Origin of the sequence: Streptomyces sp. NPDC093984, from assembly GCF_044764595.1 — a bacterium.
In the GTDB taxonomy this organism is placed as follows: Bacteria; Actinomycetota; Actinomycetes; order Streptomycetales; family Streptomycetaceae; genus Streptomyces; species Streptomyces cynarae.
This window is the reverse complement of sequence record NZ_JBIWIM010000002.1, coordinates 583743-603230: the sequence shown is the minus strand read 5'-3', so window position 1 is coordinate 603230 and position 19488 is coordinate 583743. Positions and strand designations below refer to the sequence as shown.

At 72.7% G+C, this 19488-nt stretch carries 14 protein-coding genes; 6 read left to right on the top strand and 8 right to left on the bottom strand.

The features are described 5' to 3' along the window. The first annotated feature begins 12 nt into the window (after positions 1–12). The 3 genes from ACIRC0_RS10530 to ACIRC0_RS10520 are packed head-to-tail and all read left to right on the top strand — an operon-like array spanning position 13 to position 3581. A complete protein-coding gene (locus ACIRC0_RS10530; RefSeq protein ID WP_403613939.1) occupies positions 13–846 on the top strand; it encodes a hypothetical protein in 834 nt (277 codons plus the stop codon). A gap of 18 nt (positions 847–864) precedes the next feature. Further along, entirely contained in the window at positions 865–2814 is a 1950-nt protein-coding gene (locus ACIRC0_RS10525; RefSeq protein ID WP_403613937.1) for a fumarate reductase/succinate dehydrogenase flavoprotein subunit, read from the top strand. Further along, positions 2811–3581, top strand: coding sequence for a succinate dehydrogenase/fumarate reductase iron-sulfur subunit (locus ACIRC0_RS10520; protein ID WP_403613935.1), 771 nt, complete (start codon positions 2811–2813; stop codon positions 3579–3581). The genes ACIRC0_RS10525 and ACIRC0_RS10520 overlap by 4 nt, the downstream gene beginning before the upstream one ends. Here the strand turns inward: ACIRC0_RS10520 and ACIRC0_RS10515 are convergent. Further along, the gene (locus ACIRC0_RS10515) at positions 3562–3894 is read right to left on the bottom strand and encodes a hypothetical protein (protein WP_403613932.1); all 333 of its coding nucleotides are present in this window, start codon (positions 3892–3894) and stop codon (positions 3562–3564) included. The two genes, ACIRC0_RS10520 and ACIRC0_RS10515, sit on opposite strands and share 20 nt — an antisense overlap. Before the next feature lie 205 nt (positions 3895–4099). Between ACIRC0_RS10515 and ACIRC0_RS10510 the strand changes: the two genes are divergently transcribed. Then, entirely contained in the window at positions 4100–5623 is a 1524-nt protein-coding gene (locus ACIRC0_RS10510) for a TPM domain-containing protein (protein ID WP_403613929.1), read from the top strand. Here ACIRC0_RS10510 and ACIRC0_RS10505 read toward each other — a convergent pair. From ACIRC0_RS10505 to ACIRC0_RS10485, 5 genes are all read right to left on the bottom strand, one after another. Next, positions 5586–8195 (bottom strand): SpoIIE family protein phosphatase, encoded by a 2610-nt coding sequence (locus tag ACIRC0_RS10505; protein ID WP_403613927.1) that lies wholly within the window; start codon positions 8193–8195, stop codon positions 5586–5588. The two genes, ACIRC0_RS10510 and ACIRC0_RS10505, sit on opposite strands and share 38 nt — an antisense overlap. Before the next feature lie 276 nt (positions 8196–8471). Further along, positions 8472–8903, bottom strand: coding sequence for an ATP-binding protein (locus tag ACIRC0_RS10500; RefSeq protein ID WP_403613925.1), 432 nt, complete (start codon positions 8901–8903; stop codon positions 8472–8474). 342 nt (positions 8904–9245) lie between these two features. Beyond that, positions 9246–9662 (bottom strand): (deoxy)nucleoside triphosphate pyrophosphohydrolase, encoded by a 417-nt coding sequence (locus ACIRC0_RS10495; RefSeq protein ID WP_403613922.1) that lies wholly within the window; start codon positions 9660–9662, stop codon positions 9246–9248. Between the two features lie 73 nt (positions 9663–9735). Next, a complete protein-coding gene (locus tag ACIRC0_RS10490) occupies positions 9736–9918 on the bottom strand; it encodes an SPOR domain-containing protein (RefSeq protein WP_403613919.1) in 183 nt (60 codons plus the stop codon). A 539-nt stretch (positions 9919–10457) separates the two neighbouring features. Next, positions 10458–11210: a GntR family transcriptional regulator gene (locus tag ACIRC0_RS10485; protein ID WP_403613916.1), complete on the bottom strand. Its 753-nt coding sequence runs from the start codon at positions 11208–11210 to the stop codon at positions 10458–10460. Positions 11211–11433: 223 nt separating this feature from the next. Here ACIRC0_RS10485 and ACIRC0_RS10480 point away from each other — a divergent pair, with 223 nt between their 5' ends. After that, positions 11434–12540 carry a pyridoxal-phosphate dependent enzyme gene (locus ACIRC0_RS10480; protein WP_403613914.1) on the top strand — a complete coding sequence of 369 codons (1107 nt, stop codon included), beginning with the start codon at positions 11434–11436 and terminating at the stop codon, positions 12538–12540. Positions 12541–12650: 110 nt separating this feature from the next. Further along, positions 12651–15314: an amino acid permease gene (locus ACIRC0_RS10475; protein ID WP_403613911.1), complete on the top strand. Its 2664-nt coding sequence runs from the start codon at positions 12651–12653 to the stop codon at positions 15312–15314. Between the two features lie 10 nt (positions 15315–15324). On the opposite strand, the gene ACIRC0_RS10470 is transcribed toward ACIRC0_RS10475, so the two are convergent. Next, complete coding sequence (locus ACIRC0_RS10470; protein ID WP_403613908.1) at positions 15325–16464, bottom strand: ABC transporter substrate-binding protein; 1140 nt, start codon at positions 16462–16464, stop codon at positions 15325–15327. 155 nt (positions 16465–16619) lie between these two features. Further along, positions 16620–19358, bottom strand: coding sequence for a SpoIIE family protein phosphatase (locus ACIRC0_RS10465; RefSeq protein WP_403613906.1), 2739 nt, complete (start codon positions 19356–19358; stop codon positions 16620–16622). Positions 19359–19488: the final 130 nt, after the last annotated feature.

Here is a 19488-nt window from a genome sequence, read left to right as displayed (position 1 = left end):
GTGCGTCCCAAGTTGGCCACTGGCACCGAATCCCCCGACACCCACGCCGCCGCGCCCGGCGGCGAGCGGACCGGCAGGCGCGCCGCGATCCCCGGGCGCCACCTGCGCACCGACCGCTGGTGGCTGGCCCCGGCCGGCACCGCCGCCGGGCTGCTGGCCTTCGTCGTGTACTCGACCTGGCGCGCCTTCGCCGACGCGCACTACTACGCCGCGCCGTACGTCTCGCCGTTCTACTCGCCGTGCCTGGCGGAGCGGTGCCGGACCATGCACGCGGGGCCCAACGCGGACCTCTTCGGCAGCTGGTGGGCGATCTCCCCGGCGATCATCATCCTGATCTTCCCGCTGGGCTTCCGCCTGACCTGCTACTACTACCGCAAGGCCTACTACCGCGGCTTCTGGGCGTCGCCCCCGGCCTGCGCGGTGGCCGAGCCGCACAAGAAGTACACCGGCGAGACCCGCTTCCCGCTGATCCTGCAGAACGTCCACCGGTACTTCTTCTACGCGGCGCTCCTGGTGGCGGGCGTCCTGACCTACGACACCGTGCTCGCCTTCCGCGACCAGCACTACCGCTGGGGCCACATGGGGCTCGGCACCCTGGTCTTCCTGGTGAACATCGCGCTGATCTGGGCGTACACGCTCTCCTGCCACTCCTGCCGGCACATCGTCGGCGGAAAGCTCAAGCACTTCTCCCGGCACCCGTTGCGGTACCGGACGTGGGTGTTCATCAGCCGGCTCAACGCCCGGCACATGCTGCTGGCGTGGGCGTCCCTGGTCAGCGTGGCCCTCGCCGACTTCTACGTGTACCTGGTGGCGTCCGGCGCCTTCGCCGATCCGCGCTTGTTCTGACGACAGTGAGGCCTTGTGATGTCCGTGGTCGACCGGCAGGAGTGGGACGTGGTCGTGGTCGGGGCCGGCGGCGCCGGGCTGCGCGCCGCCATCGAGGCCCGCGAGCGCGGCGCCCGCACGGCCGTGATCTGCAAGTCGCTGTTCGGCAAGGCGCACACGGTGATGGCGGAGGGCGGTATCGCGGCGGCGATGGGCAACGCCAACCCGCACGACAACTGGCAGGTGCACTTCCGCGACACGATGCGGGGCGGGAAGTTCCTCAACCAGTGGCGGATGGCGGAGCTCCACGCGCGCGAGGCACCCGACCGGGTCTGGGAGCTGGAGACCTGGGGTGCCCTCTTCGACCGCACGCAGGACGGAAAGATCTCCCAGCGCAACTTCGGCGGCCACGAGTATCCGCGCCTGGCGCACGTCGGTGACCGTACGGGGCTCGAGCTGATCCGCACGCTCCAGCAGAAGGTCGTCGCGCTCCAGCAGGAGGACAAGGAGGAGACCGGCGACTACGAGTCCCGGCTGAAGGTGTTCCAGGAGTGCACGGTCACCCGGATCCTGAAGGACGGGAATCGGGTGTCGGGTGTCTTCGCCTATGAGCGCGAGTCCGGCCGCTTCTTCGTCCTCGAGGCCCCGGCGGTCGTGATCGCGACGGGCGGCATCGGCAAGTCCTTCAAGGTGACGTCGAACTCCTGGGAGTACACCGGCGACGGGCACGCGCTGGCGCTGCTCGCCGGGGCGCCGCTGCTGAACATGGAGTTCGTGCAGTTCCACCCGACGGGCATGGTCTGGCCGCCGTCGGTGAAGGGCATCCTCGTCACCGAGTCGGTGCGCGGCGACGGCGGGGTGCTCATGAACTCCGACGGCAAGCGGTTCATGTTCGACTACATCCCCGACGTCTTCAAGGAGAAGTACGCGGAGACGGAGGCGGAGGCCGACCGCTGGTACGACGACCCGGAACACAACCGCCGCCCGCCCGAGCTGCTGCCCCGGGACGAGGTGGCGCGCGCCATCAACGCCGAGGTGAAAGAGGGCCGGGGTTCCCCGCACGGCGGTGTCTTCCTGGATGTGTCGACGCGCATGCCCGCCGAGGTCGTCCGGCGCCGGCTGCCGTCGATGTACCACCAGTTCAAGGAGCTGGCGGACGTCGACATCACCGCCGAGGCGATGGAGGTCGGGCCGACCTGCCACTACGTGATGGGCGGCATCGCGGTCGACTCGGACACGGCGGCGGCCCGCGGGGTCACGGGCCTGTACGCGGCGGGGGAGGTGGCCGGCGGGATGCACGGCTCCAACCGGCTGGGCGGCAACTCGCTCTCCGACCTGCTGGTGTTCGGGCGCCGGGCCGGTCTGCACGCGGCGCAGTACGCCATGGGGCTGGCCGAGCGGCCCCGCGTGGACGACGTCCAGGTGGACACGGCTGCGGCCGAGGCGCTGCGCCCGTTCTCGGCGGAGGGCCCGGCGCCCGGCGAGGACGTCGGAGAGGAGGGCCGCCCCCCGGAGAACCCCTACGCCCTGCACCAGGAACTCCAGCAGACCATGAACGACCTGGTCGGCATCATCCGCCGCGAGTCGGAGATGCAGCAGGCGCTGAAGAAGCTGGCGGAGCTGCGGGTGCGGGCGCGCCGGGCGGGCGTCGAGGGGCACCGGCAGTACAACCCGGGCTGGCATCTGGCGCTGGACCTGCGGAACATGCTGCTGGTCAGCGAGTGCGTGGCGCGGGCCGCGCTGGAGCGCACGGAGTCGCGCGGCGGTCACACCCGCGAGGACTTCCCGTCGATGGACCGCGCGTGGCGGCGGCTCAACCTGCTGTGCCGGCTCACCGACCCGACCGGGGGCCTGGCGGCGACGGACCCGGTCCGGGGCCAGATCGCGCTCACCCGGGAGACCACCGAACCCATCCGCCCCGACCTGCTCGCCCTCTTCGAGAAGGAGGAGCTGGTGAAGTACCTCGCCGAAGAGGAGCTGTACGAATGAGCAGCTACGAAGCCCGCTTCAAGGTGTGGCGGGGCGATGTGGGCGGCGGCGGCCTGGAGGACTTCAAGGTCGAGGTCAACGACGGCGAGGTGGTGCTGGACATCATCCACCGTCTGCAGGCCACCCAGGCCCCGGATCTCGCGGTGCGCTGGAACTGCAAGGCCGGCAAGTGCGGTTCGTGCTCGGCGGAGATCAACGGGCGGCCGCGGCTGATGTGCATGACGCGGATGTCGGTGTTCGACCGGGAGGAGACGATCACCGTCACTCCCCTGCGCACCTTCCCGGTGATCCGCGACCTGGTGACGGACGTCGGCTTCAACTACGAGAAGGCGCGCGAGGTCCCGTCCTTCGTCCCGCCCGCGGGGCTCGGCCCGGGCGAGTACCGCATGATGCAGGAGGACGTGGACCGCTCGCAGGAGTTCCGCAAGTGCATCGAGTGTTTCCTGTGCCAGAACACCTGCCATGTGGTGCGCGACCACGAGGAGAACAAGCAGGCGTTCGCGGGCCCGCGCTACCTCATGCGGGTCGCGGAACTGGACATGCACCCGCTGGACGCGGCGGCCGAGCGGGGCCTGGACCGCAAACGCGCGGCCCAGGACGAACACGGCCTCGGCTACTGCAACATCACCAAGTGCTGCACGGAGGTCTGCCCCGAGGGCATCAAGATCACGGACAACGCCCTTATCCCGCTGAAGGAACGGGCGGTCGACCGCAAGTACGACCCCCTGGTGTGGCTGGGCTCGAAGATCAGGAGGCGTTCTTCGTAGCAGCGGCGTCCCGGGCGCGCCCGGGTCGCCGGGCCGACAGCTGCGTCGCCGTGCCGACCGGATACAGCCCGAAGCCCATGGCCGCGAGGGGCATATGGGCGAAGGGGGCGCCGTTGAGGGGGCCGAGGAACGCGTAGCCGGACATGCCCACGGCGCCCACCAGCGTGCCGTGCCCCCACAGCCTCGGCCGCATGATCCTGCTCCCGCCCCACGGCGGCACCCAGCCCGTCGCGACCACGGCTGCACCCGTCACCGCGCCCGCCACCAGCGCCGCCGCGGTCACCCCTGCCAGGACCCGGTGCATGCCGGTCATCGTCGTACGCACTCCAGTGCGCGCTCGAGGGGGTAGTCCCCGTCGGGGAGCGGGGTCTGCGGGCGGAGCGTCCTGTGCATCGGGCGCCGCACCCCGGTCGCGGTGCCGCGTGTTCAGCCATACGCTCCGAAATGTGACGCCGCCCCACCGTCGACGCCGGCCGCGCCCGGCCGCCGTGTTCCGAGCCGTGCGGAGGGTGCCTGTCGTGTTCGCCGTGGTGCTGGTGCCGCACCACACCTCCACCGGGGATCTCGTGCTGCCGCTGGTCGCCGCGCTCGCCGCCGTCGCCGTGGCGGCGTACGCGTCGGTGCGGCGCAGGCTGCGCGCGGCGACCCGTACGACGCCCGGCGGGATGCTGCCCACCGTCGTACCGCTGGACGAACTCGACCGGCGCGCGAGGCGGTTGCTCGTCGAGACGGACGACTGTGTGCGCACCAGCCGGGAGGAACTCGGCCGCGCGGCGGAGGCGTTCGGGGACGCGGCCGTACGGGAGTGCGCCGAGGCGGTGGAGTTCGCCGCGGTGGAGCTGGCACAGGCGTTCCGGCTGCGGCAGCGGTTCGACGACGGGGAGGGGCAGGCGCGGGGGCTGCTGGAGGAGGTCGTCGAGCGGTGCGAGGCGGCCGGGCGGCGGCTGGACGCTCAGGCGCCCGAGTTCGACCGGATCCGCGCGCTGGAGCGGACCGCGGGTGAGGCGCTGGAGCGTGCCGAGGCACGGCTGCGGGAGGTGGCGGCACGGGTCCCGGAGGCGGACCGCACGCTCGCCGGGATACGCGCGCGGTACGCCCTGTCGGCCTGTCTGCCGGTGGCCGGCCACGACGACCAGGCGAAGGACCGGCTGCTCTTCGCCACGACCGTCCTGCACCGGGCGCGGCGGGCGTTGCAGGACGGTGCGACGGACGACGCGGTGGCCCTGCTGCGCGCCGCCGAGGCCGCGACCGACCAGGCGACGGTCCTCGTGGACGGTGTGGTCCGGCTCGCTGCGGACCTGACGGCGGCGGAGTGCCTGCCCACGGCCCTGACCGACATGGAGGCGGGCCTCGCGGAGGCCCGCGGACTCCTGGGCACGGACACCGCCCGGGCGATCGCCCACGCCGAGTCGGTGGTGGCGCGGGTGCGGGAGGAGCGGAACGGAGAGGGGCCCTACGACCCCGTGGGCGCGCTGCGGCGCATCGAACAGGTGGCCCTGGGGCTGGACCGGGCCCTGCACCGGGTGGCACGGGGTTCCGGGGCGCTGGGGCGGCTCGAGCAGGCCGTGCTCGTGGCCCGCAGTACCGTCGGGACGGCCGCCGACCATGTGACCACGCACCGCGGCGCCGTCGGCTGGGAGGCCCGGACGCGGCTCGCCGAGGCCGAGCGACGGCTGCGCGGCGCGGTGAACACCGCTGTGCCGCCCGTCCCCGCGCCGGCCGACGCCCTCGCCGACGCCCGTGAGGCCGACGCACTCGCCCGGGAGGCCCGCCGGCTCGCGGAGCGGGACGTACGGGCGTACGGGACGCCGTACGGCGAGGGTCTGCGGACGGGCGGCGCCGTGCTCGGCGGCATCCTGCTCGCAGCGCGGCGCGGCCCTGGCGGCCACGGCGGACCCGCGAGCTTCGGCGGGCCGGCCACCCGGGGGCGCAGGGACGGCGGCGAGCTGTTCCGTGCGGCGCCGGCCGCGAGCGGGCCCCGACCGGGAAACACGGACCCGTCGCCTAGAAGAGGCTCAGCAACGCCTCCGCCGGGTCCGTGACGCCGCCCTCGCCGCCCGGCAGCGGGAGTTCGAACCACACCGTCTTGCCGCGCGGCGTACGGCGCGAACCCCAGGCCGCGGAGAGCATGCCGACCAGTTGCAGCCCACGGCCGCCCTCGTCGGTGTCCCGGGCGCGGCGGCGGCGCGGCTGGACCAGGCCCGAGTCCCACACCTCGCACACCAGCGTCCGGTCAAGCAGCAGCCGGAGTCTGATCTCGCCCTCGCCGTAGCGCAACGCGTTGGTGACCAGCTCGCTGACGAGGAGTTCGGTGGTGTCGACCAGCGGTTCGAGGTCCCAGCTGAGCAGTTGTCCGCGCGCGTACTCCCGGGCCCGGCCCACGCTGCGCGGCTCGCGGGGCAGCGTCCAGTCGCCGACGGAGTCGGCCGGCAGCCCCTGTACACGTGCCATCAGCAACGCGATGTCGTCCTCGCCGTGATGGGTGTCCAAAGTGGCGAGGACGTGGTCGCAGACGTCCTCCAGTGGCTGGGAGGGGTCGGTGAGGGCGCCGACGAACGCCTGCAGGCCCTCGTCCAGGGGGTGGTCGCGGGACTCCACCAGGCCGTCCGTGTAGAGCGCCAGCAGCGCCCCCTCCGGGAGTTCGACCTCGACCTCCTCGAACGGCTCGCCACCCACACCGAGCGGCATCCCGGGCGGCACGTCGAGCATCAGCGCGGGCTCGCCCGGCTCGACGAGCACCGGCGGGAGATGGCCCGCGTTGGCGAAGGTGCAGCGGCGCGTCACCGAGTCGTAGACCGCGTACACACAGGTCGCGAGGTAGACCTCGGACAGGTCGGCCTCGCGGGGCCGGCGGGCGGCACGGGTGGCCTGCTGGACACCCCCGGGGGCACCGAGGCCGCGCGCGATCTCGTCCAGTTGCGCGAGGACTTCGGCCGGTTCGAGGTCGAGCTGGGCCAGGGTGCGCACGGCGGTGCGGAGTTCGCCCATGGCGACGGCGGCGCGCAGGCCCCGGCCCATGACGTCGCCGACCACCAACGCGGTGCGGTGGCCGGGGAGTTCGATGACGTCGAACCAGTCGCCGCCGACCTCGCTCGGCCGCCCGGTGGCCGCGTTTCCCGGCAGATACCGGCAGGCGATGTCCAGGCCGGAGGCCTCCGGGTCACCCGGCGGCAGCAGGGACCGCTGCAGGATCAGCGCCCGTTCGTGCTCGCGGCGGTACAGGCGCGCGTTGTCGATGCAGACCGCGGCGCGCGCGGCGAGCTCCACGGCGAGCGCGCGGTCGCGTTCCCCGAACGGCTCGCTGCCCTTCGTGCGGGAGAACTGGGCGAGGCCGACCACGGTGTCGTGCGCGACCATCGGGACCGCGAGAGTGGACTGGATCAGGCCGCCGTCCTCGGCGGAGATGTGCCGGGGGCGCGCGGTGCGCAGGGCGTCGGCGAAGGCCGAGTTGAAGGAGAAGTGGTGCACCGCGCCGACCTCGACGGGCGCGGGCCCGCCGGCCAGGGGCGCGTCCGAGACGGCGCTGGCGAACGCGACGCGGCGCAGCTCGGCGCTGCCGTCGGGCAGGCCCGGCGGTGTCTCGTCGCCGGCCAGCAGCCCCTGGTAGAGGTCGACGGTGGCGAGGTCGCAGAAGCCGGGCACGACGACGTCGAGGAGTTCGCGGGCGGTGGTCTCCAGGTCGAGGGAGTTGCCGATGCGGGCGCCGGCCTCGTTCAGCAGGGCGAGGTTGCGGCGGGCGGCGGCGGCCTCGCGGGCGGCGGCGCGGCGCGCGGTGATGTCGGTTCCGAGCCAGGCGATTCCGATGGGCCGGCCGCTGCCGCTGTGCACCCGGTAGAGGTTGACGGACCAGTGCTTGCGCTCGTCGGAGCCGGGGACGAACCCGGTGATGTGCATGTCCGTGATGGACTGGCCGGTCTCCAGGACGCGCCGCAGCGTGGCGGTGATGCGCTCGGCCTCCGGGGACTGCAGGTAGTCGTGGACGGTGCGGCCGCGGTGTTCGGCGGGCGCGCCGCCGAACGTGGAGGCGAACCGCTCGTTGGCGCGGCGTACCCGCAGGTCGGGGTCGATCAGCAGGAAGCCGAAAGGAGATTGGCCGAATATCGCCTGCGAGGCGGCGAGGTCGGTCTCGATGCTGCGAAGGGTGCGGGCGTCGACGATGATGCACACCGCGCCCTGTTCGCCGTCCTCGGTTGTGGTGGGCATCACATAGACCTCGGCGAGCCCCTCGGTCCGCTCCGCGTCGGGCAGCCGGAAGGGGATGACGCCGGTCCACTCGCGGCCGTCCAGGATCTCGGCCATCTTGCGCTGGCCGCGCTCGCGCAGGTCCGCGGCGACGAACGCCTCGATGGGGTCCATGCCCACGGCCCGCTCGGCGGGGATGCCGAAGAGATGCTCGGCGCGCAGGCTCCACTGGTCGACGAGCCCGTCGGGGCCGAGGGAGAAGGAGGCGACCTTGATGTAGTCGTAGATGGAGCCGGGCGGACTGCTCTGCCACAGGGGACCGCCCGCCGGGTCGCGCGGTTCGACGGCCGCGGCGGCATCGACCGCGGCCCCGCCCCTCGCGCCGTCCGACGGGTCCTCGGACTCCGTGGCCTTCGCTGGTATCTCGCTCACGCGAACCGTCCCCTCCAGCTCACCGCGTCCGGCACCGGTCACCGGGGGCGGCTGCCCGCAGTATCCAGCACTACGGTGCCGCACAACACGGTGTTCACGATCACAGCACGATCCCGATGGTTTTTGGACCGGCCGGGCAATACTCCCAGTCTTCTAACCAGGTGGTGCCCGCTCGAACCAAAGAACGCCGCCCGGGCTCCTGGCTCGATCCGATCGGTCGGTGCGCACCCCGCCGACAGCGCCGGCGGCGCGCTGCCGTGCACCGGATGAGCGCGGTCAGCAGGGAACCGCGAGCTCGAACCAGACCGTCTTTCCGATGTCCGCCGGCCGGGTGCCCCAGCGGCGCGAGGAGTGGGCGACCAGCTGCAGACCACGGCCGTCCTCCTCGTCGGAGCGGGCCCTGCGCTCGCGGGGGAAGTCGGGGAGCGGGTCGGAGACCTCGACGCGCAGGGTGCGCACGGGGCCGGCGGCCCGCACGAGGCGGACGCCGATGGGGCCCGAGGCGTGCCGCATCGAGTTGGTGACCAGCTCGCTGACCAGCAGCGCGGCGACATCGCCGAGCTCGTCGAGACCCCAGGCGCGCAGCTGGCCCCGGACGACGGCGCGGGCGGTGCGGACCGCACCGGGGTCTGCGGGGAACGTCCACTCGGCGCTTTCGCCTTGGGTGTCGAGCACGCCGATCACTTCCCAGGCCAGAAGCCCACCCATGTCCGGTTTCGTGGGGTTAATGGGCACATACCCGATATCAATGGCGCCTTACCGCGCACTGGGGCGCACTGTGGCACGAACGGCGTATGGGGCGCCAGCCCCTGGCGCAACACCAGCCCCATCACCACCAGCCGCCGAGATACCGGGACGACCCCGCCGCGGGGCGCGACTTGCGGCTTTTCCGCAGGTGGGGGCCGTGACATTCCGGCCTGCGCGGCGACGGGGGCCCTTCACGAGGCGGGCACAGGTTTTACCGTATCCATGCATAGAAGCCCGCGTTCACACCGCCGGGCACGGTCGTCGAACTGCCGCGGTCCGCCCGGAGGGCGGTAGTTCCAGGCTCTATGAGGCGCCGTGGTGCGGGAGCGGCTGCCACGCGGCCCCTACCGCTTGGACCGCCGCGACGTCCTGATCGAGCCAGTCGACGTCCCAGACCTGCTCGGGGGTCAGCCAGCGCAGCTCGTCGTGGTCCTGGAGGGGCTCGGGGGTGCCGGCGACGAGGCGGGCGGTCCACACACGAAGGACGTACCCGGGCTTGAGGGGCCACTCCCCCGGGACGCGTGCGACCGGCTCCGCCGTGACGCCGAGTTCCTCGCGCAGCTCGCGCACGAGGGCCTGCTCGGGGGTCTCTCCGGGTTCGACCTTGCCGCCGGGCAGCTCCCAGCGGCCGGCGAGTTCCGGTGGTGCGCTGCGGCGGGCGGCCAGGAGGCGGCCGCCGTCCAGCACGGCGGCGCCGACCACCACGATCGGTTGCGTCATGCGCCGGAGCCTACGGGAGCCGCACGAGGGGTCACCCACGCGGGACGGGTCACCCACGCGCTACGGGTGCGGCTCACGCGCCTGCGTTCTGCCCGATGCGCTCTACCCAGTAGAGCTGTTTGTGGCCGCGGTCGGCGAGGCTGTCCACGATCTTCTGTGCCTCGGCGCGGGTGGCGTACCTGCCCACGCGGTAGCGGTTGCCGTTGTCGTCCTGCCGTATGACGAGCCAGGGGAGAGTGACCGTGCTGTCGTCCATCGCGCCCCACTGCTCCTTCCCGCCCCTGCCCGCCCGAGTCCCGCCCCCGGCTTCCGACATGTCCCGCCCACCAAGGAAACCGCACTGCGCATATGCCTGAGCCTACGCCTTACCTTCACGCAGCGAATCCGACTTTTCACAAAGAGGTACGCAACCAGCCATGACGGAGGGGGCGCGCGCCGTCACACGCGCCCCCTAACACGCCCCTGGTGCACGCGGAGCAGCGTGAAGCGCCGGGGGGTCAGGCGGCGAGAAACGACCGGATTGCAGCGGCGGGACAGCCTGGACAGCGGGGCAACCGGGGGCCAGGGAAAGAGACTTGAGGGCGGACGGGCGCGACGGCCGGGGTGAGACTTGTCGGCGGCGGACGCCGCGGGCTCGTCGAGGCGGACACCGCGGGCTCGTTCCAGAGGCGGGGTGTCACGGGTGCTGGTGCTCTCGGAGGCGGGGTGTCACGGTGCTCTCGGAGGCGGGTGTCGTGCACTCCCGAAGGGGCCACCCCGCCCCCTTTCGGCTACTTCACCGGCTTCCGGCTACTCCTACTTCACCGGCAGGTGGTACGCCACCCGGTACCTGTCCGCCGGTACCACCACGTCCGCCGTCTCGACCGGGCGCCCCGAGGCATAGAACGTCCGCTGGATGACCAGGACCACATGGCCGGGGACGCCGCCCAGGGCCAGGAGTTCCTCCGCGAGGCCGGGGCGGGCGCCGACCTCCTCCGTGACGTTGTCCACGATCACGTCGATGGCCGCCATCCGCTCCACGACCCCCATGCCGCCGAGCGGGCCCTCCTCGGGCAGCATCACGGGGGTGCGCCCCGTCAGCGCGAGCGGCTCCCACGACGTGGACAGCATCATCGCCTCGCCCGCGTCGCGGAACACGTACTTCGTGCACATCACCCGGTCACCCGGCTGGATGGCGAGCCGCTCGGCGATCGCGCCGCTCGCCGCCGTCTGCTCGCTGTGCGACTCCCAGGTCCCGCGCACGGAGGCGTCCGCCTGCTCCTGGCGGAACGGGGTCGCGCCGCTCTCCGGCCGGAACCCGGAGCGGGCGACGCGCCGCGGATCCGGCCGCTCCCGGACGTAGGTGCCCGACCCGGAGCGGCCCTCCACCAGCCCCTCGGCCATCAGCACCTTGCGCGCCTCCAGGGCGACCGTGTCCGAGACGCCGTACTCCTCGCGGATGCGGGCCTGGGACGGCAGCCGGGTGTGCGGTGGCAGCAGACCGTCGACGATCTTCTTGCGCAGATCACCCGCGACACGCAGATACGCCGGCTGCTCACCGAAAGTCACTGGCCGCTCCCATCAGGTTGTACAGACAGCAACAGCCTGGCAACCGTCGGTTCCGCCATGCAAGCACGGGCCAAAGAATCACCCGATGTGATGACTTCTCTCTGCCGAGGGCTTACCCAGGCACTTTCTCCCCGTTACGGACGCCGTCACACCTGCCCCGAACACGGAAGCCGCACACCCCTCATGACAGAGAGTCAGGAAGACCGAGAACTAGCCTTCACGCATGACACCTTTGCCGGACTGTTACTGCCCGGCGGACGGCACCCGGGTGGCCGCGGAGTCGCTCGCCTGGTGCTGCCCCGTCTGCTGCGGCCCGCTGGACCTGGACTTCGCGCCCACGCCCGCCCCGCTGAAGTCCCTCGGCGGCCGGGTGAACTCGTTGTGGCGGTACGCGGAGACGCTGCCGCTCGCGGGGCCCTCGATCAGTCTCGGCGAGGGGCGTACACCGCTCGTGGAGCTGACGGACGGCATCTCGGCGAAGCTGGACTTCCTGATGCCGACGCTGTCCTTCAAGGACCGCGGCGCGGTGCTGCTGGCCGAACTCGCGCTGCGCCTGAAGCCCCGGCAGGTGATCGCCGACAGCAGCGGCAACGCGGGCACGGCGATCGCCGCGTACTGCGCCCGGGCCGCGCTGCCGTGCACGGTGTACGTCCCCGAGGGCACCTCGGCCAAGAAGCTGGAGCAGATGGAGGCGCACGGCGCGCGGGTGGTGCCGGTCGAGGGCGGGCGTGAGGCGGCGGCGCGGGTGGCACGCGACGCGGCGGACGAGCCGGGGGTGTTCTACGCGTCGCACGTCTTCAACCCCTACTTCCTGCACGGCACGAAGACGTACGTCCACGAACTGTGGGAGGACCTCGGCGGGCGGCTCCCGGACGTGCTGGTGCTCCCCGTCGGCAACGGCACGCTGCTGCTGGGCGCCTCCCTCGCGATCGCGGAGCTGTACGGGGCGGGGCTGCTCGACCGCCGCCCGGTGCTGTACGCGGTGCAGGCGGCGGCGGTCGCCCCGCTGGCACGCGCGTGGGAGGAGGGCGCCGAGGACCTGGTGGACGTCACTCCCGCGGGGCCGACGTCGGCCGAGGGGATCGCGATCCCGCGGCCGCCCCGGGCCCGCCAGATCCTGCGCGCGGTACGCGACTCGGGCGGCACGTTCCTGACGGTGACCGAGGACCGGATCCGCCACGCCCAACTCGACCTGGCGTCCCGGGGCCTGTACGTGGAGTCGACGGGCGTGGCCTGCTGGGCGGCCGTACGGGAAGGGGTCCTCGGATCCCGCAGTGCGGTGGTGCCGCTGTGCGGGGCGGGGCTGAAGACGGGGCTGGCCGGGCCCTGAGACCACCGGGCCCGGGACGCCCTCCCCGGCCCGGGACGCCCTCCCCGGCCCGGTCGCCCCGCCCGGTGACGAAGAAGCGCTCCCTGCCGATTCTCCACATAATGGGCAAGGTGGGTGACAAGGCCACACTTTCGACTCGTCCCGCCGGCCGCCCCGCCCCCGGCACGGGGCCCGGCCGGAAAGGGCTCAAGAGCGGCGCCCTCGGGATGTTCTCCTCGGTCGTCATCGGCCTGGCCTCCACCGCCCCGGCGTACAGCCTGGCGGCCACGCTGGGCCTCATCGTGGCGGGTGTGGGACTGCAGGCCCCGATCGTCACCATGCTGGCCTTCATCCCGATGCTGATGATCGCGTACGCCTACCGGGAGCTGAACGCGTCCAACGCCGACTGCGGGACCGCCTTCACCTGGGCGACCCGTGCCTTCGGGCCGCGCACCGGCTGGATGGCCGGCTGGGGCCTGATCGTCGCGGACATCCTGGTCCTGGCCAACCTCGCCGAGATCGCCGGGATCTACGGCTTCCGGCTGGTGGGCCTGGAGGGCCTGGCGGCGAGCCGGCTGTGGACCACCGTGGCGGGCGTCGCCTGGATCGTCGTACTGACCGCCGTCTGCTACATCGGCATCGAGATCTCGGCCGCCCTCCAGCGCTGGCTGCTGTGCGTCGAGGTGGCGGTGCTGGTCCTGTTCGCGGTGACCGCGCTGGTCAGGGTCTACACCAGAGCTCCCCCGACGGCCATCCACATCTCCGCCTCCTGGTTCGACCCCTTCCAGGTGTCCTCGGCGAAGGCGCTGACCTCGGGCCTCCTCGTGGCGGTGTTCATCTACTGGGGCTGGGACACCGCCGTCTCGGTCAATGAGGAAACCGTCGACAGCACCCGCACCCCCGGGCGCGCCGCGGTGGTCTCCACCGTGCTGCTCCTGGTCACCTACGCGCTGGTGTCGACGTCCGCGCAGGCGTTCGCCGGGATCGGCAGCTCGGGCATCGGGCTGGGCAACGCCGGCAACTCGGGCGATGTGCTCTCCGGGCTGGGCGACGCCGTCTTCGGCAACCACGGACCGGGGCTGGTGTTCTCCAGGCTGCTGATCCTGATGGTGCTGACCTCGGCGCTGGCCTCCACCCAGACGACCATCCTGCCGCTGGCCCGCACCGTGTTCTCCATGGCGGTCCACAAGGCGGTCCCCGCCCGGTTCGCCCGGGTCCACCGCAGGTTCCTCACCCCGACCTGGTCGACCGTCGGGATGGGCGCGCTCTCCATCGCCGTTCTGCTCCTGCTGTCCTCGTTCAGCCGGGACTTCCTGGCCGACTCGGTCGAATCGGTCGGCCTCGCGATCGCCTTCTACTACGGGCTGACCGGCTTCGCCTGCCTGTGGTACCACCGCAGGGTCCTCACCCGCAGCGCCCGTGACCTGCTGTGCAAGGGCGTGCTGCCGGGGCTCGGCGGTCTGCTGATGCTCGCGCTGTTCCTCTACGCCGCCTTCGGCGTCTACGCGGACCCCCGCTACGGCGCGACGGTCGTCGACCTGCCGGTGATCGGCCCGACGGGCGGGGTCACGGTGGTGGGCCTGGGCGCCCTGCTGCTGGGCTTCGTGCTGATGCTGGTGATCACCCGTGAGCACACCGCGGCCCTCAAGCTCCAGCGGAGCCTGCTCCCGCACCGCCTGCCGCCGCACACCGCCGTACAGGCCGCGAGCCGCTATCTGCCCGCCGACAACGGGTCCGGGGTGGGCGGCGACTGGTTCGACGTCATCCCACTGTCGGGCACCCGGGTCGGTCTGGTCGTCGGGGACGTGGTCGGCCACGGGCTGCGGGCGGCCGCCACGATGGGGCGCCTGCGTACAGGCGTCCGCGTGCTGGCCCGGCTGGACCTGGCCCCGGACGAGCTGCTCGCCCGGCTGGCCGACCTGGTCGAGCAGACCGCGCACGAGCGCGCGCCCGGCCATCCCGCGGGCCACGGCCGGCACGCCGACGAGGCCCGGGGGGTGACCTGCCTGTACGCGGTCTACGACCCGGTGTCGGGACAGTGCAGCCTGGCGCGGGCGGGCCGGTCGCCACTGGCGGTCGTCGCGCCGGACACGGGCGTCGCCGACTACCCGGAGCTCCCGCCCGGCCCGCCGCTCGGAGGCGCCGGCCCGCCCTACCAGTCCACCGAACTGCGGCTCGCGCCGGGCAGCCTTCTCGCCTTCTTCACGGACGGCCTCTTCCAGGCGGCGGACGGCCCCGAGGCCGGGCGCGGTCTGCTCGCCCGGGCCCTCACCGGTCACCGCGAGTCGTTGGAGGAGCTGTGCGACCGGGCGGTGGCCGCGCTGCTGCCCGGGCCGGTGGACGAGGACGCCACGCTGCTGCTGGTCCGCACCCGCCTGCTGGACCGCAACCGGCTCGCACAGTGGGAGCTGGCGGCGGACCCGGCGGCGGTCGCCACCGTCCGCAACACCGTCGGCAAGCAGCTCGGCGACTGGGGTCTCGACGACCTCGTGTTCACCACCGAGCTCATCGTGACCGAGCTGGTCACCAACGCGATCCGTTACGTCGGCGGCCCGATCCAGGTGCGCCTGATCCGCACGGAGCCGATCAGCGGCTTCGCCGCGGGCTCCCTGATCTGCGAGGTGTCCGACACCGGGCACACCGCCCCGAACCTGCGCCACGCGGCGAGCGACGACGAGGGCGGCCGGGGCCTGTACATCATCGCCCAGATGACCCACCAGTGGGGGACGCGCTACACCCCCACGGGCAAGACCATCTGGACCGAGCAGCCGCTGCCGCCCACCGACTCCTCGTAGGGCGCGCCGGTCAGCCGGAGACGGCCGCCGTCCAGCCCCGGTCGACGGTCCGCCTGGCCTTCTCCAGTTGCGCGTCCGTCGGGAACTGCGGTGTTCCCTCCACCGTCGGCAGCCGGGCGGCGGCGGTCTTGTCCAGGGTGCCGTCCTTCCGCATGACGTCCATGAGGACCGGGCGGGCATAGCCGTGCAGCCGGAGGTTCTGGCCCTCCGTGCTGAACAGGTACTCCTGCCACAGGCGGGCGGCCGCCGGGTGCGGGGCGTGTCTGTTGACCGCCAGAGCGTAGTACTGGGCGAAGCTGCCGTCGAACGGGATCGAGACCTGCCAGTCCACGCCCTTGCCGCGGAGCTCGTCGGCGGCGTGGAGGTTGATGTAGTCCCAGTTGACGGTGATGGGTGTCCGGCCGTCCCGGACCGTCGCCGAGGTGGCGGGCAGGGGATTGAAGTTGCCGCTCTTCTTCAGCTTGGTGAAGAAGTCGATGCCGGGCCGGATGTCGTCGAACGACCCGTTGTTCGCCAGCGCGGCGGCGTAGACGCTGGCGAAGGCGGTCTCCGACCGGGTCGGGTCGCCGGCGAGGGCGACCATCCCCTTGTAGGCGGGCTCCAGCAGATCGGCGAAGGTCTGGGGGCAGGGCTTGACGCGCCGGGCGTCGCAGCCGATCGAGATGTAGCCGCCGTAGTTGTTGGACCAGCGGCCCCCGGGGTCCTTCTGGTTGCCGGGGATCGCGTCGAACGCCGCGACCTTGTACGGCGCGAGCAGGTTCTGCCGCACCGCTGTCCGCGCGAAGCTGTCGCCGACGTCGATCACGTCGGGGGCGGTCGGCCGCGTTCCGCTGCTTCTGAGGGCGTTGATCTCGTCCTGGCTGTGCCCCAGTGGGTGCTGGACGGTCACCTTGATCCCGTATTTCCTCTGGAAGCCGTCGATCAGGCCGCCGTAGTCGGCCCAGTCACGCGGAAGCGCGATCGCCGTGAGCCTGCCCTCCTTCTTCGCCGCGGCGGCCAGGGCCCGCATGCCGCCCACGTTCTCCGCGGAGGTCGCCGTCGCCGGCTTCTCGAGCCGGGTGGCCGGTGGGCCGCCGCAGGCGTTCAGGCACAGTGCCGTGAGGGCGAGGCAGCCGAGGACGGCTGCGGCTCGGCCACGGGGTGCGGTCACGACGGCTCCAGACGGGGTGCGGACGGCGCGATCGTGGAGTTCCGGAACTCTCGGGCCTTCAGCCGCGGTACGGGTACCGCGTCGGCCCTTCGGTCATCCAGGCCAGCGTACCCACGCCGGGCGATCGCGCAGGTGAGGCGGTGTGTGCGGCGCCCTCACAGGGCCGTGTCCTCCCACTGGCCGAGCAGGATCTCGCCGAGCCCTTCGGCGCCCGGCGTGGCGCCGCCGTGGAGGGACTGTTCGGCCCAGATGACCTTGCCGGTGCCCGTGTAGCGGGTGCCCCAGCGCTCGGCGAACTGGGCGACCAGGAACAGTCCGCGGCCCCCCTCGTCGGTGGCCTTCGCCCGGCGCAGCCGGGGCGAGGTGCTGCTGCCGTCCGCCACCTCGAAGATCAGGGCGCGGTCGCACAGCAGCCGGACGGAGATGGGTTCGCCGCCGTAGCGGATCGCGTTGGTGATCAGCTCGCTGAGGATGAGCTCGGCGGTGAAGACGTTCTCCTCCAGGCCCCACTCCGTCAGCCGGCGGGCGCAGGCGGTGCGCACCGGGCCCACCGCCGCGGGGTCGCGGGGCACCTGCCACTCGGCGACCCGGTCGGGGCCGAGACAGCGGGTGCGGGCCACCAGCAGCGCGATGTCGTCCGAGGGCCGCTCGGGCAGCAGCGCGTCCATCACCCTCGCGCAGGTGGCCTCCGGAGTGCGGTCGGGTCCGGTCAGGGCGGCGCGCAGGGTCGCGAGACCGGTGTCCAGGTCGCGGTCGCGGTCCTCGACCAGGCCGTCGGTGAAGAGCACCAGCCGAGACCCCTCGGGCACGCTCAGCTCGGTGCTCTCCACGGGCAGACCGGCGCACAGGCCGAGGGGCGGGGAGACGGGCACGGGCGGGAAGTCGACGCTCCCGTCGGGATGGACGACCGCCGGTCCCGGGTGGCCCATGGTGGCGATGGCCAGCTGCCCGGAGACGGGGTCGTAGACGGCGTACTGGCAGCTCGCCCCGGCGATCCCCTGCCCGTCCTCCCCTGCGGTGACCTCCTCGGCGTCGATCTGGGCCACCAGTTCGTCCAGTCGGCCGAGGAGCTCGTCCGCGGGCATGTCCAGGCCGGAGAAGTTGTGCACGGCGGTCCGCAGCCTGCCCATGGTGGCCGCGGCGTGCAGGCCGTGGCCTACGACGTCGCCGACCACCAGGGCCACCCGGGCACCGGACAGCGGGATGACGTCGAACCAGTCGCCGCCCACTCCGGCCTGCGCGGGCAGATAGCGGTAGGCCACGTCGAGGGCGGACTGCTCGGGAAGCCCGCGGGGCAGCAGGCTGTGCTGCAGGGTGACGGCCATCGTGTGCTCACGGGTGAAGCGGCGGGCGTTGTCGATGCTCACCGCGGCCCGGGCGACCAGCTCCTCGGCGAAGGACACGTCCTCCTCGTCGAACGGCGGGGAGCCGCGCCACCGCCAGAAGTCGACCGCTCCCAGTACCACCCCGCGGGCCCGCAGCGGGACCGCCAGCAGGGAGTGGATGCCGTGGTCGAGGATGCGCCGGGACCGTACGGCGTCCTGGGCCACCCAGCTGCCGTCCGCGCTCAGGTCCCTGACGAGGACCGCCGCTCCGCCTTCCATCGCCCGGGCGACGGGGTGGGCGGGGATGAACCGGAACAGCGCGCCGACGGGGTAGAGGAGACGGTCGTCGTGCAGGCCCGCGATCGCGACCCGACGCACGTCGGGGTTCGCCGCGGAGGGCTCCCCGCCGGACAGGACCGGGTCCAGCAGTTCGACGGTGACCACGTCCGCGAACCGGGGCACCGCCACCTCCGCCAGTTCCTCGGCGGTGCGCTTCACGTCCAGGGTGGTGCCGATCCGGCCCCCGGCGTCGTAGAGCAGTTTCAGGCGTTCGCGCGCCACCTCCGCCCGGCCGGACAGCGCGAGCAGCTCCGTGGTGTCCCGGAGCGTCACCACGCTGCCGGCCGGCCCGTGGGGTGCCGTGGGCCGCTTGTTGACCGCGAGGAGGCGGTCGGCCGCGAGGTGCACCTCGTCGGTGGCCGAGCTGTCGGAGGCCAGCAGCCCGGGCAGGTCCTCCTCGAGGCACAGATCGGTGACATGACGCCCCTCGGCGTCGGCCGGCAGGTCCAGCAGCCGCCGTGCCTCGTCGTTGGCCAGCAGCAGCCTGCCCTCGGCGTCGATGATCAGCACGCCTTCCCGTACGGCGTGCAGGACCGCGTCGTGGTGCTCGTACATCCGGGTCATCTCGGTCGGGCCCAGGCCATGGGTCTGCCGCCGCAGCCGGCGGCTCACCAGGGCGGACCCGCCCACGGCGATGACCAGCGCCCCGGCGGCGCCGCCGAAGAGCACCGGCAGCTGCCGGTCCACCCGGTGCTGCACCTTCTCGACCGTGACGGGAACGGAGACGATGGCGACGACCGAGCCGTCGGGGGCCCTGACCGGGACGGCCGAGATCACCGAGAGCCCCAGGGACCCCTGGAAGGTCATGGTGAACGGCTTGCCGGCCGCGGCCTGCGCGTAGGGGCCGATGACATGCTTGCCGATCTGGTGCGGATCCCTGTGGGCGAGGGTGATCCCGTCCAGCCGGTACACGATGACGGCGTCGACACCAGCGGCCTTCCGGGCCGCCTCGGCATGCGGCTGGAGCACCGCGCTCGGATCCGGACTGTTCAGCGCGGCCACGATCCCCGGCGAGTTGGCGAACGTCTGGGCGGCGGCGAGCGTGCGGTTCCGGGCGTCCGCCATGTTGTCGCGCCGGGCCTGCACCACGAGAGCCACCAGCGTGGCGGCGACGAGCAGCACCACGACGGCGAACTGCAGGAGAAAGACCTGCCCGGCGAGACTGCGCACGCTCAGCGAGCCGCGTGGGCGGCGCCGACGGCGCGCAGATCGACCGGATTCTCCAGTCATATCCCCTTTCTATCGTTTACGGGCTGGAACGCGCACACTCAACGGCCCGGGGTGCCGTGCCGCACCCCGCCCCCGGCCTTCCCATCGCCCGGTCGGAACCACCTGACCGAAATCCGCTCGTCCGCCGGTA

Coding starts and splice junctions, on each gene's coding strand:
- ACIRC0_RS10465 (WP_403613906.1), bottom strand. CDS start 19,358: ATGACTGGAGAATCCGGTCGATCTGCGCGCCGTCGGCGCCGCCCACGC.
- ACIRC0_RS10480 (WP_403613914.1), top strand. CDS start 11,434: ATGACACCTTTGCCGGACTGTTACTGCCCGGCGGACGGCACCCGGGTG.
- ACIRC0_RS10490 (WP_403613919.1), bottom strand. CDS start 9,918: ATGGACGACAGCACGGTCACTCTCCCCTGGCTCGTCATACGGCAGGAC.
- ACIRC0_RS10525 (WP_403613937.1), top strand. CDS start 865: ATGTCCGTGGTCGACCGGCAGGAGTGGGACGTGGTCGTGGTCGGGGCC.
- ACIRC0_RS10515 (WP_403613932.1), bottom strand. CDS start 3,894: ATGACCGGCATGCACCGGGTCCTGGCAGGGGTGACCGCGGCGGCGCTG.
- ACIRC0_RS10520 (WP_403613935.1), top strand. CDS start 2,811: ATGAGCAGCTACGAAGCCCGCTTCAAGGTGTGGCGGGGCGATGTGGGC.
- ACIRC0_RS10500 (WP_403613925.1), bottom strand. CDS start 8,903: ATGGGTGGGCTTCTGGCCTGGGAAGTGATCGGCGTGCTCGACACCCAA.
- ACIRC0_RS10495 (WP_403613922.1), bottom strand. CDS start 9,662: ATGACGCAACCGATCGTGGTGGTCGGCGCCGCCGTGCTGGACGGCGGC.